Source organism: Mucilaginibacter kameinonensis (assembly GCF_003675385.1).
GTDB classification, from domain to species: domain Bacteria; phylum Bacteroidota; class Bacteroidia; order Sphingobacteriales; family Sphingobacteriaceae; genus Mucilaginibacter; species Mucilaginibacter kameinonensis.
On sequence record NZ_RCWZ01000002.1, the window covers coordinates 123796 to 141532 of the forward strand.

At 44.1% G+C, this 17737-nt stretch carries 8 protein-coding genes; 2 read left to right on the top strand and 6 right to left on the bottom strand.

Translation table 11 applies throughout. The features are described 5' to 3' along the window. Positions 1-37: 37 nt before the first annotated feature. From EAH55_RS07560 to EAH55_RS07580, 5 genes are all read right to left on the bottom strand, one after another. Complete coding sequence (locus tag EAH55_RS07560) at positions 38-2842, bottom strand: S8 family peptidase (protein ID WP_121809125.1); 2805 nt, start codon at positions 2840-2842, stop codon at positions 38-40. Positions 2843-2944: 102 nt separating this feature from the next. Continuing rightward, positions 2945-3775, bottom strand: a complete 831-nt coding sequence (locus tag EAH55_RS07565) for a M57 family metalloprotease (protein ID WP_114936383.1) — start codon at positions 3773-3775, stop codon at positions 2945-2947. Between the two features lie 277 nt (positions 3776-4052). Then, complete coding sequence (locus tag EAH55_RS07570; RefSeq protein WP_244228122.1) at positions 4053-4517, bottom strand: aspartyl protease family protein; 465 nt, start codon at positions 4515-4517, stop codon at positions 4053-4055. A 106-nt stretch (positions 4518-4623) separates the two neighbouring features. Next, positions 4624-6906, bottom strand: coding sequence for a translocation and assembly module lipoprotein TamL (gene tamL, locus EAH55_RS07575; RefSeq protein WP_121809126.1), 2283 nt, complete (start codon positions 6904-6906; stop codon positions 4624-4626). 4 nt (positions 6907-6910) lie between these two features. Then, positions 6911-12082, bottom strand: coding sequence for a translocation/assembly module TamB domain-containing protein (locus tag EAH55_RS07580; protein WP_121810008.1), 5172 nt, complete (start codon positions 12080-12082; stop codon positions 6911-6913). Between the two features lie 211 nt (positions 12083-12293). On the opposite strand from EAH55_RS07580, the gene dnaE reads away from it, so the two are divergent. Beyond that, positions 12294-15878: a DNA polymerase III subunit alpha gene (dnaE, locus tag EAH55_RS07585; RefSeq protein WP_121809127.1), complete on the top strand. Its 3585-nt coding sequence runs from the start codon at positions 12294-12296 to the stop codon at positions 15876-15878. Between the two features lie 291 nt (positions 15879-16169). Here the strand turns inward: dnaE and EAH55_RS07590 are convergent, their stop codons facing one another. Beyond that, positions 16170-16580, bottom strand: a complete 411-nt coding sequence (locus EAH55_RS07590) for a winged helix-turn-helix transcriptional regulator (RefSeq protein WP_121809128.1) — start codon at positions 16578-16580, stop codon at positions 16170-16172. A gap of 132 nt (positions 16581-16712) precedes the next feature. On the opposite strand from EAH55_RS07590, the gene EAH55_RS07595 reads away from it, so the two are divergent. After that, the gene (locus EAH55_RS07595) at positions 16713-17477 is read left to right on the top strand and encodes an SDR family oxidoreductase (protein ID WP_112568097.1); all 765 of its coding nucleotides are present in this window, start codon (positions 16713-16715) and stop codon (positions 17475-17477) included. Positions 17478-17737: the final 260 nt, after the last annotated feature.

Sequence of the window (17737 nt, forward strand, 5' to 3'; positions counted from 1 at the left end):
GAACTCGCCCGCCCCCGCTTGGTTTTCGGTGGGCCTCTTAAATCTTTATCAGTTTGCCATTATAAACTACTTTGCCATTTAGTTCAATGGTATAAATATAAACGCCTGCAACAAGCTTTACCGGGATGGTATTTTGTAGTTCGTTAAAGCTTTTAACTGTGTTTAACTTACCATCGCTACCGTATAATTTAAACTCGTAGTTATTGATGTCGCCGCTCAGGATATTGATTTGCCCGGCAACAGGGTTAGGGTAAATTACAAACTGGCTCGGCTGTAAATAAGTGGCATCGGCTATGTTGGAGTAAATAATATCACCTGTGGTGGTGGTAAGCTTTGCCCGGTAATATTGTTTTCCCTGCCGGGGATTATTATCGGTGTACTGGTAACTAATCGATGTGGTAAGTGGTATAGTGCTTAAAGTATAGTATTTGCCGGCGGAGTTTGTTTTTTCAAGGGTGATGGATTTAAGATTATAAACACTGCCTAATTGGAGGTTGAGCACTACTGTATTGTTAACCGCATTTGCCAGTAATGTTTTTACATAACAGCCAACGCCCTGCGTGGTAGCATCAATAGTGTAGCTTTTTATCCCCTCGAAGCCATTGCCTGCAGCACTTACGGCAAAATAGGTTGAGGTTTGTTGCTGCGCGGATACAATAATACTGGTATCGGTAGTTGCTGTTAGCTTTTGTAACAGTTTGTCTTTAATGGTATAAACGGTATAGCTTGTACTGCCTGGTTGAGGTTGCCATTGTAGCAGGATACCGCTGCTGCATTGATAGCCAACATCAAGGCTAAGCGGTTTTGAAATGCTGAATTCGGCACTTGTAAAAGTTTGGTCGCCGATAACCATTTTAAGCATGGCTTTAGTGAAAACATCGGGTGTTGACCAGGTATAGTAGCGGTTTTTTAAGGTAGCGTTATTAACGGGTTTCCAGGTAAGGCCATGATCAAAGCTAACACTTATTGTCCCCAATGTTGCGTTGAATGAGCTTTGCCATCTCACATAATTATCCTCGCCGGCAAAAAGCTGGTCGCCGGCTGATGGGTAGATCCATTCAAAGCGGTTTGCGATAGTTTCCTGGTGGGCAACATAAAACTTTTGCGTGCCGCTGGTAACCTGTTGGCCTTTAACATGCACTGTATATATACCAGCCGCCGGGTTTTGTAAGCTTATCTGCTCTGTATTGTTCAGGGTATCTACTTGTCTTTTTGCCGGGGCGGACAATGAATCGGCAGAAGGGAAGCTGCTGAGCACCCATGGTAAAATTTCCTGCCCTGATGGTGTAGTAACGCTAAGATCAAGATCATTTATTAATGCACTTGGCGCATTAAGTGGCGCTGCCGGATCATTCCATGCTAATGAAATTTTAAGTTCCCTACAGTTTTGGGGTACGATTACCGGGTAAGACATTGACGTGTTATTGCTCACAGAGCCGAAAAAAAAGTGCTTATCATTAATGGTGCGCAAAGCTTCAAGCGCATTCAATGAGCCAAAGCCCGATTTATATTGTGGACCCTGAGCCGCAGTTATCTCGTATGCCGAATTGATAAGCACACTTTTTATCAACGCTGCAGAAGGTAGCTGTTTATATTGTGCTTTGTAAGCCTGTTGGAGCAAAGCTACTGTGCCCGATACCAGGGCGGCCGCACCCGAGGTGCCATCTTCGCCATCGGCTATCAGCTCTGGTTTAACGCGCCCGTCATAGGCTGGGCCGGCCGAGCTTAAGGACTCAGGATTGCCCATTCTGTCCGTGCCTCCAACTACTATCACATTTTTAGCCTGTTTAAAATCGCCCGATAAATTGGCCACTCCGTTTACACCGTTGTAAACACCACTTTCGGGTGCCGAAGTGCCAATATTGCCAGATGAAAATACATGTACCAGCGAGTCGGTTTCAAAGATCTGCTGATCATAGGCCGCGCTTTCGGGGCCGTAATAGTTTTCAATGCCCGTACCATAAGAGTGGTTTTGCACCGAGATATTGTAAGATTTAAAAATGGCAGTGCTATCCGGCATTAATTGTTCAAATGACGATGAGGTGAAATTTACTTTTGGTGCAACTCCCAAACCTTTAATGTACGAGTTCCCGTTGCCGCCTATTAGTGTTGCCATAGTGGTGGCATGGCCCGAAGTGATATCAGATGTTTTAAATGATTTGAAGCTGCGGCCTAAAAGGTCGAGGTCATTGTCATAGCGGTTTTCTTTTACAGAGACATTAATGTCGAGCCCTGTTGAGCCCGGAAAATTAGATCCTATGGCCGACATGGTATTTAAGCCGAGATCGATATCATTAACGGCAAGTTCTTCATGGGGCCGGCGAGCCTCATTGGCGAATAATATATAATCCTGCTGAAGTAAGGAGGGAAGTTTTTCTAATTTAATGTTGAGGCGCACCTGGTTGCCTGTTTGGCCCGTAATAGTTCCGGAGTTTTTGATGTGATTGATAACAGTATCATTGGCTGTTGTAACCGTAACGTCGATAGCTTGTGTGCGTGCCGGGTGTTGTTTCCAGTTTTTCGCCAGGTTATCAGAAGCTTTCCATAGTGGGGCGGCAGGGCTGGTACTGATGACGTTAGCATCGCCATTGATGGCCGAGACCGACGATACAATGTAATAGTTGTAGGATATGCGTTTGGTGATGTTGTATTTCCGGCTATCAATATGTGCCGGGGCTTTAAACTTAACGAGGTAGTATTGTTTTGATGTAGTATTTTGGGGAGCGGAAACAGATGTCTTATAAATGGAGTTGATAGCATCATCGCCCATGTGTTTTTGTGACCATGACACTTTAAGGCATAAAAAAAAGAGCAATACAGTAACAGGTATTCTTTTTGTCATAGGCGGTGATATGTTCAAAACCACTAAAGGGTTACTGCAGTGTCCCCTTTAGTGGTTTGATAAAGCTATTTAGTTGAGATAGTGAAACAACTATAGGCGATATTAATATAAGTAGTTTAACGCAATTTGATCGTTAGCGTTAAATGTACGGTCGGTACCGCTTGAGCACGCTAACATCCATGAGCCGGCATCTGCTTTGGTTGGTGTACCGGGAATCTTGATAGCGCCAATACCGGCTGAACCTTCATTACTCCGGCTGCCCCCGCAGCTAAAGGCGCGGTTCATATAATCGGTATGGCGGAAACCGATGCAATGGCCCAGTTCGTGCTGGATAACGGAAGTTACATAACCCAGATCAGGGTTTGCACCGTAAGCCTGCTCATTGGTATTCATCTGAATTTGATTATACGGGTTGCCCGATGAGGTAGGGAAGCCCGATGAGCCTAAGGTGATGTAACCACCACTTGGCCCCTGGTTAAAGCCAATGATCTGGATTGCGCCTCCGCTGCTTACCATTTGAAACTTAAGGGTAAGGTTTAACGCATTATAACGCGCAACCGCGGCGGTAGCCGCGTTAAGGTAAACAGTAGGTAAGTTTGAAACCGACACGGTTACCGTTCTGGGCAGGTTTTTAACCAAGTTGGTGGTACGGTACTGCTCAACATCAGCAATTCTTAAGGTAGGGCTGGTGCTCGCTTCTGATAAATTGGCCTGGGTTAAAAGGATATCGCCTTCAACAAGATAGCCGTCGCCCTGTTTACGCACTTCATCGGTACTGAAGCCTAAGTTTGAAATAGTTTTCAGCACATCATCCGGAATTGCCGTTTGGCTGGTAGTTGTGGTTTTTGCTCCTTTGTCTTTTGAGCATGAGAATAGTACACAGGCACTCACGATCACGCTTAGCCCGACCCCTAATAATAGTTTTCTTTTCATCGTTTTAGTTACGTTTAGATGTAAATGAAGAATAAAATTTTCAGCAACTGGCCAGTGCTATTAACCTATACGCAATATGTAAATAAAAGGTTATTTGGTTATTAATATAAAATTACAAAAAAGTATTCTTTTAAAGAATTATTGTCTTTCTTTTTAGTTTATATAGAAATTATAATTGCTAATGGTTGTATTGCTCGAACTATAGATCGGTTTTAACTAAAGGTGTACTAAAGATTGGATGGGGTAATGGACAATTGTTATCAGGCCTACAGGCCAGTTATGTAGCAAGATGCATAATTCGGCGTTTAGCTGATCGCGGCTTACTTAATTTTACTGCATGTTTTCCGTAATCAATAACCGCTTTATATTTCATTAAAATATCGCCGCCCAAAACGCCTAATACCTGCGGATGGCCCATTTGTTCATAAGCGCTATTAATGGTGGAGAGGTCAAGCACGGCTGCTTCAAATTCGGCGATGGGTAGTTCGCCAATGTACATGTCGCTTACCGTTGCCGTGAAAGATTCCATAGTAGTGGTGCCGAGGCCGGTTGAAAGTTTCTCGGTGGCCAGTATGTTCATGGTTTCGTTAGCTTCTGTTAACGATGTTTGATCAAAAGCGGTTTTAGATGCGCCTGTATCCAGCACCATGGTAAAGGCTTTGCCAAACAAGGTGACTTCAATCAGCGGATGAAAACCATCGCCATGCAGATCGATGATTTGTAAAGGAACAGATATAATCATGGTAGGTGTGAAAATTACGAATTACAAATGTGCAGATTAAAGCAGTGGATTCAAACAGAAAAGCCCCGGTTTTGCTGACCGGGGCTTTTCTGTTTGACGAATTAAATTAGAACGGATACCCGATAGCCAGGTTAAACACGCTGCGGTTAAAATTAAAATCCCAACGGGGTTCATTGGCACGTACATATGGCGTACGCAAGGGGATACCCAGATCGGTACGTAACACCAATACCGTTAAATCAAACCTTAAACCGAAACCGGCATCAACCGCCAGATCATTTAAAAAGCTTTTGGTAAATACTGCTCCCGGCTGCGACCCATTAGAGTGCAACAACCAGATATTACCCGCATCAACAAACAAAGCCCCGCGAACTATACTGAACAGTTTTGGCCTGTACTCAATATTAGCTTCTACCTTGATATCTCCCGATTCATCGGCAAGGAAGCCGCCTGTACCTACTCCGGTATTTGGGTCAAATGAGCCCGGCCCGATAGCCCTGGCCCTGAAACCGCGTAAGCTGTTGGGGCCGCCGATAAAGAATTGCTGGCTATAAGGTAATTGGGTTGAGTTGCCATAAGGTAAACCGACACCCACAATAAGCCTGCTGGCAATGGTGCTGTTTGGGCCGGTTTTGTGAAAATACCTGATCTCGTTCTCCAGTTTTACAAATTGGTTAAATATGGCGCCGAAAAGTTTTTTCGGCTTTCCGCCGGCACTATCGGCTCCGGTAACTAAACCGTAAATATTGTTCGAAAGGCTGATCTTTCCGTTATAATAAATCGTATTGGTGCGGTAATCCTCATTGGTATTAGTATAGGTAAAGCTGTAGCTTGGGCCAAGGATGAACTGTTTATCAATAACGTGTTTAAGTGCAGGGTTAACCGGAACGTTAGGTTTGTGTATGCTGTCAAGATATTGTTGAGATACACTCAACGGGTTCACAAACTGAAAGTTGATGAGGTTAAGCTCATGCGAACGATGCTCGGTCTCGCGCCATTGATAACCGAAAGATAAATTAAACGAATTTAAGTTATACAACTTTTGGCGATTTACTATTGAGTAACCAAGACTTAAATTAGTATGCGGAATATAGGCATCTGCTGCTTTAGGATAAATTGGCCCGATAAAGCGCGGCCATGAAAGCGTTGTCTGGATACCTGCCTGGTATACATTGTAACCTGCATTTTGTCCGCCAACCTGCACATCGGTACTACCGAACAGGGTTATCTTTAAAGCCTCGGCACCTTTAAATGCGTTACGATTAAGCCAGTTTAAATTCACTTGCGTACCGGTGTAGTTGGCTGATGTGGTACGGCCTAAAATATCGAGGGATAACGACTTCTTTTTGTATTGTGTTAAAAAGTAATAAACATCCAATTTTGATGAATCAGCAGATACATCCTCAAACCTGTTTTTTACAAACTTGTAGGGGCCCAGGTTAATGAAACGGTTAAGTGAGTTGTTATGAGCGGTACGGTTATAAACCTGCCCCGGGCGCATCAGCACCGTATTAGCAAACGTATAGGTGTGCACTGTGTTGCGGCGTTCAACAATGTTATACCATTTATAAAAAACGGCTTTATCCTTCATCAACGAAGTGTCCCTTAACGTATAGCTTGGATAAACGTAAATATTGTTAATAGTGTAAATGTTTTGCGCGCGACCGGAGGTTTCATTTTTGACCGCTACAAAAATATCAACCTGGTGACCGGCTATGGTGCTATCCACGTGCATGATCAGGTTTTCGGGCGAGAAGTAATAAAAGCCTTCTTCCTTTAACTTTGCGTCAATCCGCAGGCGCTCGGTTTTTATAACATCAAGATTGTATTTATCCCCAACCTTTAACAGTGTTTTTGCCGATGTTCCTGTAACCGCGGTATCTATAGTCCGGTTACCGGGTGGAAATACTACTTTCCTGATTTTATATCCCGGTCCGGTTACTGCCGTATAAACCGCCTTGGCAACTTTTGATGTCGGTTTTTTGCTTACTGTATCTCCGCTTACCTGTGCCTGGAAATAGCTTTCATTTTGCAGCCTGTTTTGGAGGATCTTGCTGTTTTGATCAAGGTTTACAGAAGTGATAAGCACAGGAGGTTCTCCTTTTTTGTTGAGCCAGTGAGCAAGACCTTTGGTTTTATTGGTTTTAGTTTTAAAGTATAACCATAGTTTAAAACGCATGCCTAATATGGTACTATTGGGCACGGGCCTTAATAAAGCGCCAAGTTCTTCACTCAGGGCACTTTTCTCGCTCTTTTTCAAAACCGAATCTTTGATCACCACCTCGCCGCCTGTGTATAATTTTTGGCCCGGTGCCAGAAACTTGGTGGTACTGCAGGCACTCAGTAAAACACATGATGAAAGCAGTATATATTTTAAATGTTTGGTCATGGGCTTAGTTTGAAGTGGTTTGCGGTTTGTTGTCCTGTTGCTGCTGCATGTTCTTTTGCTCCAGCGCTTTATCCGCCTCGTCCTGTTTTTCTTTTTTCTCTTTTTGTTCCTGCTGATACTGGCGGCGCAACCTGCGTTCTTCAGGGGTACGCTTGCGGAAGATCTCCCTGAAACGGTTATAATCAACAGTTAGGGTAAAGCCCACGCCGGTTTCAATGATCTGGCCCTGTATCACAATAAATTCGTCGCGGCGGTAGGCGCGCAGGGTGTAGCGGCCATCCTTGCTTAGTTTATAGGCTATAGATACGTCGCCGGCTATGTTTGAAGCCTTTTGTCCCGGTTGATTACCTTCCAGGTTAAAGTTGTTGCCCACGCTAACCGTTAACCGGTCGCTAAGGAAACGTTTGGACAGGCCTACGTTTAAGTCGGTACGATTAGTTGCTGTTCCCGACGAGTAATCTTCACCAGACGTCAATCCGAAATTAAGGTCAACACCCGAGATCAGACTGCCTGCCAAACGGTTCAACTGATCGGACAATAAGCTGCTCACACTATTACGGATAGTACCTTCTATAGATGTGCCTGCTCCCTGGCTCTGCAGCGGGTTATCGCCAATAAAGTGGCCCAATACTAATACACCCAGTACTTGTTTGTTAAGCTCGTTGGGGTCCTGGCGTATCTGGGTAAGGCGTGTATTTACGGTGCTCACCACATCTGATGATACCGAATATGTGCTATCAGGCAGTACAATATCAAAACTGATATTTGGTGTAAGCAGCTGATCTTTCAGGTTCAGATTAACATTAAAAGGCAGTTTTTGCTTATACATCGTACTGTTCTGCGCATCCGAAAGCTGGTTGGCTACCAGGTCTATCGGCGGTACATTAGCCACATAGATAGCAGTAAGGTCGATATTGGCACTGGTTGGGTCGCCCGTCCAGACTATGGTACTGCCTTGTTTAAAGTTAAAAGTACGTTTAACTGTGGCATAAGCCAGGTTATATGATCCCGAGTTAACTACATAAGTACCGGTAAGGTTGATCTTGCCGCTTGGGTCGATACCGCCATTTAAGTTGGCTTCACCCTTCAGATGTACAATATCGCCGTTACGCTCATCAACCACAATGGTAAACGCCGCGTTTTTATTTACGGTGATGGTTGCCGATACATCGAGGCCTGTAACATCCGATTTTTTGAGCGAATCCAGTTGTCTTGCCAGCAGGATAGAATCCATTTTTGGGGCGTCTTTGTCAATAAAATCAACCACACCCTTACGGTCTTCAACCGCCGGGTCATTGGTTGGCAGCACAAAGGTCATATCGGTTTTATCGTTCACGGTAAGGTTGGCATCCACAACCGGCTTGGCCATATTACCGCGGATCTTGATGCGGGTATCCACATAAAGCTTACCATAGTAAAGTTTATTATCAGCTTCGGTAGAGTTGGTCACCCTGAAGTTGTTGGCATTGATATCCATACCAAAGGCAAAGTCGGTGTAGGTTTTGGTGTAGATGCTGCCGCTAACCACAGCCTTGTTGCCGGTGGAATCAACCAAAGTGAAATCATTAAAGCGGATGCCCTCGTTGTTGAACGTAATGCTTTCCTGCGGCATCCTGAAATAGGAGTTGAGCATAGCCACATTGAAGCCCACCTTATTAAAGTTGATATCACCCCGGACAGATGGTGCCGTGGTAGTGCCCGATATTTTAAGCGCTCCGGTAATATTACCCGTAGCATTACGCAAACTACCAAAGCTGAACCCTTCAATACTCTTCATGCTCAGGTTCACAATATTCAAATCGAGGTCAAAGCGGCTTTCGGGCGATGTATAGTAGGTGCCGTTTAGGTCAACCTGGTTACCTTTACCGGTGATGCTCATTTGGGCGGCGTAGGCGTTTTCGGTTTGGTTATTTACTTTGAGGGCGATGTTACCTACAGTATCGCCTTTAAAGTTAAAATCATTAACGTTGATGGCGGCAGTAAATACCGGCGAGGCCTGGAAATTGCTAACCGTAGCATCGCCGTTGATGGTGCCGCCTACCTGTAACGAATCCTGTTTGGCCATTTTGGTAAGTGCCTCGATATGGAAGTTGTTGAATTTGATATTCAGCGGACTGTTAAACTCCTGCGTACTGCTGTTAACGCTAAGCACCTGGTTGCTGTTTGTAATGGTAAAATTATGCGCCAGGATCCCTTTTTGCCCGTATTGTAAAAAGTTATCATCGCTAACCGCCCATGGCAGGTAATCAAGCAAGAGGCCATCTTTATTAAAGCTAAACTGGTATTCATTAGGCAATAAGCTGAAGGTGCCCGCTATACGGAAACGTTCTTTTTTGGCCGCGTCGCGAATTTGTATGCTTACGCCCGCTTTGTTATCCTGTGCCGAACCGGAGATACTGGTATATAACAGATCGACAGAGGAACCAACTTTAACTTCATCAACCGAGAAATTATAGTTAAGCGCGTTGTTGTTGGTATTGATATTAAGTGATGCTTTATTGACCGTGTTGGTGCCATAAACCACTTTGGGTATCGAGCCTTTAACAATCAGCTCGCCGGTTTGGCTGTTGAAACTACCATTCAGTAAAACGGGATCAAGTTGTTTCAGATCCGGAGCAAACTGATTAAGCAGCGGAGTTTTAACCAGGCGGGCTTCAAATTTAAATTGCTGCGCATCGTATTTTACTACCGGTGCAGGCTTAGTTTTAATGGTTTTGCCCCCCTTTGTTTTTACCGCAACCTGCTGACCGCCGGCAATAGCGGTATTGAAATATTTATTGATCACATCCTGCAGGGCCGGGGCTATCTGGGTAAGTTTATACTTGCCGGCCATATGGGCAGACATGATAGGAGTCTTCAGGCGCAATGTGCTGCTATCGGCGCTGGCTGTCGAGATCAGGCTGATGGTATCCATCTGGATCCGCTGGCCTTTGTTTACTACCAGCAGATCGGTTGCCTGGATGTTGGCATTCAGATAATCCGGATCGGCGGTTGGTACATCGGCCACAACTTTGCCATGAAAACGCATATCATCCTTTACAAAATTCAGGTTTTTAAGGTTGATGCTATCCACATTCAAAGTGGCCTTAACTGCCGGATATTTTTTATTAAGGTTAGCCTTAGCATCCAGGCTAAAGTTGATGTTAGGGTCTTTCATGGTGGCAACAGCGGTATAAGCGCCATTGCTCGATGTGCCTTTCATGACCAGGTTTTGATAGGTATAACCTTTCACGTATGCTTTAGCTACGTTACCGTTAAATGCTATGCTTGCCTTTTTAGGGTCGAGGCTGGTGCCTTTAACATTGGCGCTCATGGTAATGCGGCCAACCATTTGCGGCTGTTTGGTAAGCGCGCCAACATTTAGTTCGTTAACTTTAATATTGGCGGTGTAAGTTGCCGCGTTTTTGTTTTGCCCGTTCTTTAAAGCAGCTACCAAATCAACCGCGCCATAGCTTGAGCGTAAGCCCATTTTGGTATTGAAGGTGTACATGCTTCCTTTAAAATTACCTTTTAGCGTCATTTTTTCGGGAATGCTTACGTTTGATGGTATGCTTCCGGCAGGGGCCAGTTTATCTATATCGCTACGGCTGGTGCTAAAATCGACGATGTTAACATCAAAGGTGGCCTTGTTTACATCGGGCAAACCTTTCATTTTTGCCGACGCTTTGATATGCGTGCTGCTTAAACCGGTAACTTCCAGGTTAGGGATCTCCAGGTTATCAACCTGCCCGCTTACCCTGCCGTTGATCTTAAACACAGTACCCGGCGATGATTTAAAAGGCTCCATACTCGCCATGGTAGGCATCAGCAATAAAACGTCTTTCAATCCTAAACGACTGCCATCCAAATTGGCGTTGATGCCAAGCGCGCCAATGTTTTTGGTAATGGCATCTATAGATGGATAGCGTACCTGAACCGATTTTTGCAGCGTGGTTTGCGGCGTTTCTAACAACAGGTCATTCATGTAGGCGGTGGTTGGGCCATACAGGAATGCTGTATGAAATTTATTGATCTTTAAACCGCTCTTTTCTGCAAATGTAAAGGAGTTGATCTTGCCCGAAATGGTATCCGGACTGTATGAAATATTTTCGGCTTCGGCATTCAGGTTGCGGATATCCATGTGGCCAAAATCAAGGCCTTTGGGTATAGCCTTTTGCGCTTCGTTATCGAACTTAATGTTATCGTTAGTAAAGGTGACTTTACCAATGGTAGCCCGCCATGCCGATTTGGTAGGGGAGGATACCAGTGTATCCAGTTTTTTAACGGTTTTAACAACCTCTTTAACAACGGTTTTGGGCTTGGCTAAACTGAGCCCTGCTTTGGTATCACTTAATTCAATGTTTTTGATGCCTACCTTTTGGTTTTTCAGGTCGATCTTGTCCATCTCTACCAAAAATTTGCTGAGGTCTACTTTGGCGCCCATCTCCGCACTTTGGTAATCAACCTTGATTTTAGAGATATCGATCACCCCTAAATTCAGATCCATATTTAACGGAGTGGTTGCAGTATCAGGTGGTGAGATTGCTTTGGTTGGTGTTTGGATGATCCTGGCGTTAACATCGCTCAGTGTGATTTTGGGTATGGTAAACTTCATTTTATCCATATCAAAATCCTTAACACGGGTATCAAAGTGCCCAAGCAAAAACTTAACATCGTTGCCGGTAATGGCGTCCTTATATTTTACGTTGATCTTATCGAGGATGATCTTATCAACAGAAAACTTCATAGTTGATGTAGTGTCGGTGGGCTTTACTTCCTTCTTTTGCTCGCCAACAAAAGCTTTCATGATATAGTCGAAGTTGAACACGCTGTCGGCACCGCGGTTTACGTTGGCTGTAATGCCTTGCAGGTTTATTTCATTTACCTCAACCTGGCTGTGCAACAGCTTGAGCATACTGATATCAACCTTTAGTTTTTCGCCGGCAATCAGGGTGTCTTTCTTTTGATCTTCAAAATACACATCCTCCAAAACCAACAACTTGGGCAAACCAAGGCTTATATGACCAATCTTAACCTTGGTATGTATTTTATTCTGTAAAAAAGTTACTGCTTTATCCTTCGCGAAGTTTTGAACAGCAGGTACCTGTATTAAAATTACTACAAGGATAACCAGCAGAACTACACTAACCAGTATCCAAAGTATCGTTTTAAGGGTTATTCGTAGTATTTTTTTCAATTGTATATGTATTTCAAAGGTGATGATAGGGTTGCTTAATATATGCAAATAACATGCTAAGTATAGCAGTTTGCTGTGTGTAGCTATATAATTTACAAAAGGGGGGACCGGCTTTAATTAAAAATTTCCACAGCGCTATTTTTTAACAGTCTACATCCTTAACTTGTTTTAACTTTGTACCTCATAAAGATTTTGTTGAAACGGATTTACTATGCCTGATTTTTCTCACCTCCACGTACATACCCAATTCTCCCTGCTTGACGGTGCAGCCGATATATCCAAGCTGTATAAAAAAGCCGCTAAAGATGGGATGAAAGCCCTTGCTATTACCGACCATGGTAATATGTTTGGCGTATTTAAGTTTGTGGCCGAAGCCGGTAAACACAATGTAAAACCCATTGTAGGCTGCGAGTTTTACGTGGTTGAAGACAGGCATAAAAAACAGTTCACCAAAGAGAATAAGGATGTGCGCCGCCATCAGCTAATGCTGGCCAAAAACCCTACCGGTTACAAAAACCTGGTTAAGCTATGCTCATTAGGGTATATGGAAGGGTTGTACAGCAAATGGCCACGTATTGATAAAGAATTAATCCTGAAATACCACGAAGGTATCATCGCTACTACTTGCTGTATTGGTGCATCAGTACCACAGGCTATTTTAAAAGATACGCCCGAAAATGCGGAGAAGGAGTTTAAATGGTGGCTTGATTTGTTTGGCGAGGATTTTTATATCGAGATTCAGCGCCATGAGATCCCCGAGCAGCAAATCATCAATAATGTGTTGCTCACCTACGCTAAAAAATATAATGTAAAAGTGATCTGTTCAAATGATTCGCATTATGTGGATCAGCAGGACTCGAACGCGCACGATATTTTGCTTTGCGTAAATACAGGTGATATGCAAAGCACCCCGATAGCTACCGATGAAGAGGGTGGTAAAGGCTATCGTTTTGGTTTCCCTAATGATCAGTTTTATTTTAAAACCCAGGAGGAAATGGGACGGCTGTTCCATGACGTGCCAGAATCATTGGATAACACCAACGAAATTGTAGATAAGGTAGAGACGCTAAAGCTTAAGCGCGATATCCTGCTACCTAACTATATCATCCCCGACGAATTTAAAATTCACAATACGCCCGATGCAGATACCCTTAACCAATGGGAGTATCTGAAGCACCTTACTTTTATGGGTGCCAAGGAGCGCTATATAGATATTAGCCCGGAGACTGAGGAACGCATCAACTTTGAGCTATTCACTATCCGTACCATGGGTTTTGCGGGATACTTCCTCATTGTGGCCGACTTTATCAGGGCAGGGCGCGATATGGGCGTATTTATTGGTCCGGGCCGTGGTTCGGCAGCCGGATCGGTGGTGGCTTATTGTACAGGCATCACCAATATCGATCCTATGAAGTATAACCTCCTGTTTGAGAGGTTCCTTAACCCCGACCGTAAATCGATGCCCGATATTGATACGGACTTTGACGACGCGGGCAGGCAAAGGGTTATTGACTATGTGGTTGATAAATATGGTAAAAACCAGGTAGCGCAGATCATCACTTATGGTTCCATGGCTGCCCGTACCAGTATCCAGGACGTAGGCCGTGTATTGGATATGCCATTGGCCGACGTAAGTGCAATGAAGAAGTTGGTACCCGAAACTTTGGGTATCACCCTGAAAGATGCCATTGAGCAGGTTCCGGAACTAAAAGAGATCCTGAACGGTAATGACCTTAAGGCACAGGTACTACGCGAGGCCGAAAAGCTGGAAGGATCTGTACGTAATACCGGTGTGCACGCTGCGGGTATCATCATTGCCCCTTATGACCTTACCGATATTGTTCCGGTAGCTACGGCTAAGGACTCTGACCTGTTGGTTACGCAATATGATGGACGTGTAATTGAAGATGCTGGTGTAATTAAGATGGACTTTTTGGGTCTGAAAACCCTTACCATTATTAAAGATGCCCTGCGCATGATCAGGCAAAATCATGGTGTGGTGATAGATATTGACTACATTCCGCTTGATGACCTTAAAACTTATGAGCTTTATCAGCGTGGGGATACCAATGGCACTTTCCAGTTTGAAAGTGACGGTATGCAAATGTACCTGCGCGAGCTTAAGCCCGATAAGTTTGAAGACTTAATTGCCATGAACGCCCTTTACCGTCCGGGCCCGATAGAGTACATTCCTAACTTTATTTCCCGTAAGCACGGTCGCGAACCTATCGTGTTTGACTTGGAGGATATGGAAGAATACCTTGGCGAAACCTATGGTATTACCGTATACCAGGAACAGGTGATGCTTTTATCGCAAAAGTTGGCAGGCTTTAGTAAAGGTGATGCCGACGTTTTGCGTAAGGCGATGGGTAAAAAGCAGATTGAGGTACTGAACAAGATGGAGGCCCAGTTTATGGAGGGAGCCGTTGCAAAAGGCCACCCTAAAGATAAGCTTACCAAAATTTGGACCGACTGGAAGGCTTTTGCCCAGTACGCGTTCAATAAATCGCACTCCACATGCTACGCATTCGTGGCTTACCAAACTGCTTATTTAAAGGCGCACTATCCGTCAGAATATATGGCGGCGGTTTTAAATAACCAGAATAACATTGAAAAAATTACCTTCTTTATGGAGGAGTGCCGCCGCATGGGGGTTGAGGTTTTGGGGCCAGATATCAATGAGTCGGACATGGCTTTCGCGGTGAATAAGCGTGGGCAGGTACGTTTCGGTTTAACCGGTGTAAAGGGCGTGGGTGATAAGGCAGTAGAAAGTATTATTGAAGAACGTACCGCCAACGGCCCGTTTGAAACGGTATATGATTTTGCAAGACGATCAAACACGCGTAGCGTTAACCGTAAATCGTACGAAAACCTGGTTTATGGTGGCGCGTTTGATGGTTTTGGAATTCCCCGCGCGCAGTTTTTTGCTAAGACCGAATTAGGTACGCTGACAGGAGTTGAGCGTCTGATCAAATATGCCAACGATTATCAGAACGTGCAAAGCAGTTCACAGTCGTCATTATTTGGTGGTTCGGTAGCTTCTTACGTACCTGAACCTGCCATGCCAGATGTTGAGGAATGGGCGCTGATAGAAAAGCTGAAGTATGAGAAAATGGTTATCGGGATCTATTTAACCGGTCACCCTTTGGATAATTATAAAGTTGAGCTGAAGCGTTTCTGTAACGCCAACATCAGCGATTTGAAGCTGATGCAGAAAGCCCGCTCAGGAGAAGGTGGCGAAGATGTGACGGCGGCATTTAACGAACTGCGCCGTCGTGGTGAGTTGAGGATTGGCGGCCTGGTATCAAGCGTTCAGCATAAAATGACCAAAACGGGTAAGCCATTTGGTACGTTTGTGTTTGAAGATTACAATGAATCGTACGAGTTTGCCCTGTTTGGCGACGATTATGTAAAATTCCGTAATATGATGATGGAAGGCTACTTCCTGCATATTAAAGGAAACATCGAAGAAAAATTCCGCCAGAAAGATAACTGGGACCTGCGGATCATGGTAATGGACCTGTTATCAGAAATGCGCGATAAGCTTACCAAATCATTAACGGTTTGTATTGACGTAAATAATCTAAATAGTAAACTGCTGGATGATATTCAGCACATGATTGATGATAATAACCAAAAGTACCCGGTAAAAAATTGTAAGCTCCGTTTCCAGATCAGGGACAGGGAAGAAGTTATGCTGGTAGAGCTTTCATCCAAATCATTCAAAGTAAACCCAAGCGATGATTTCATGGCCGGGATATTGAGCTTGACAAATGAGGAGCCGGTTTTGAGTTAATTTTTTTACTTCCCGTCATTGCGAGGAACGAAGCACTCTCAAACTTTACAGGGCCGACCTGCTAATCGGGGATTATTAATAATTATTATTTGTTTTTATAGGTATTAATGAGCTCCCTTCGGTCGGTTGTCTTCGTACCTCGCAATGACGCAATTAAAAAGCGCGGTTACATCAACTCGCGCTCGTTTGTAACGAGTGCGTAGCTTGGGTTTGCGTTTACAACGCAACGAGCGATACAATCGCGAAGCCATTATAAGCGCTCGTTACAAACGAGCGCAAGCCTTAAGGTGGTTACACTTCCGCCTTCACCACCTCATCATCCTGTTTCACTAAAGTATAACAAGTATAATCAGGCTGAATCACTTCGCCGTTGGCGTTAGTGACGGTCATGTAGTGGCTGCCCCATCTTTCAAGGGTATAAAATATAGATGATAGTTCCTGGCCGATGGGCGTAAGGGAATATTCTACCCTTGGTGGCACTTCCGGGAAAATATGACGGCTTACTATACCATCCTCTTCCAGTTCGCGGATTTGTTGTGAAAGCATCTTTTCGGTCATGCCTGGAATGGCACGGTTTATCTCGCTGTAGCGCTTCTGTCCGGATAGTAATTGGTTTATTATACTCAGTTTCCACTTCCCGCTGATCACGCTCAGGGCTGCCGCCATAGTACAGGAGTGATCAGAATGTCTGTTTTTTGTCATAATGAAAAAGGCGATATATCGATTGCATCAAACCGGCCCATAACCTACCAAAAAGTACGTTCCGCACAAAATGGTGCATTCTTGACCAACCTCGTAACTCACTGTACCTTTGATGTATCAATAACAAAGATAATGAAAAAGTTACAAGGAAAAACAGCAGTAATAACAGGCGGAAACAGTGGTATAGGCCTGGCCACAGCACAGGAGTTCATTGCACAAGGTGCAAAAGTGATCATCACAGGCAGAAACCAAAACTCAATTAATGAGGCACTTGAAATACTTGGCGCTGATGCTAAAGGTGTAATTGCCGACAGCGGCGATATGAACCAGGTAAAACAATTGGGCGAAAAAGTAAAAGCCGTTGCCGAAAAAATTGACATTGTGTTTATCAACGCCGGTATTGGTCAGTTCAATTCAACCGAACAAATGAGCGAGCAAATGTTTGATGATATCATGAACATCAACTTTAAAGGTGCTTACTTCAGCATTCAGCAATTATTGCCTTTAATTAATGATGGTGGCTCTATCATCCTGAACACTTCAATCAATGCGCACATTGGTATGGCCGGTGCAACTGTTTACGCAGCAAGTAAAGCAGCTTTGCTTTCATTAGCTAAAAACATTTCAGCCGAATTATTGCCACGTCGTATCAGGGTTAACTCTGTAAGTCCCGGCCCGGTTGTAACACCTTTACATACTGCCGATAAATTAGGCTTAACCCAGGAACAACTGGAAGGTATGGGAGCCGAGTTGGTAAAACAAATTCCGGTTGGCCGTTTCGGTTTGGCCGAAGAAATCGCCAAAGCCGTTACTTTCTTCGCTTCAGATGATTCAACCTTCGTAATTGGTGCCGAACTGATTGCTGATGGTGGTATGGCAACCATGAAAGGTGCTTAATTCATAAAAGAGAATATTTGTCCGGGTCCTCACAAATTTGGGTATTGTGAGCGTTGTTATTGAGGACACGGACAATTTATTAACTGATGACCGGCGGCTGTAGCTTCCGGTCATTTTTTGTTGTCTGAACTCGAATTTTAAGGAATCGAACGAATTAGCAGAATAAAAGTCCAATTCAATAAATTCAAATAATTCTTTAAAATTCGAGTTCAGAGATCAACATATTGTACATCCGTAATGTTAATTAATACCCCCAATGT

What these genes read in the sequence shown, in the direction of transcription:
- EAH55_RS07590 (WP_121809128.1), bottom strand. Translation starts at nt 16,580, where the DNA reads ATGACAAAAAACAGACATTCTGATCACTCCTGTACTATGGCGGCAGCC.
- EAH55_RS07570 (WP_244228122.1), bottom strand. Translation starts at nt 4,517, where the DNA reads ATGATTATATCTGTTCCTTTACAAATCATCGATCTGCATGGCGATGGT.
- EAH55_RS07595 (WP_112568097.1), top strand. Translation starts at nt 16,713, where the DNA reads ATGAAAAAGTTACAAGGAAAAACAGCAGTAATAACAGGCGGAAACAGT.
- tamL (WP_121809126.1), bottom strand. Translation starts at nt 6,906, where the DNA reads ATGACCAAACATTTAAAATATATACTGCTTTCATCATGTGTTTTACTG.
- dnaE (WP_121809127.1), top strand. Translation starts at nt 12,294, where the DNA reads ATGCCTGATTTTTCTCACCTCCACGTACATACCCAATTCTCCCTGCTT.
- EAH55_RS07560 (WP_121809125.1), bottom strand. Translation starts at nt 2,842, where the DNA reads ATGACAAAAAGAATACCTGTTACTGTATTGCTCTTTTTTTTATGCCTT.
- EAH55_RS07565 (WP_114936383.1), bottom strand. Translation starts at nt 3,775, where the DNA reads ATGAAAAGAAAACTATTATTAGGGGTCGGGCTAAGCGTGATCGTGAGT.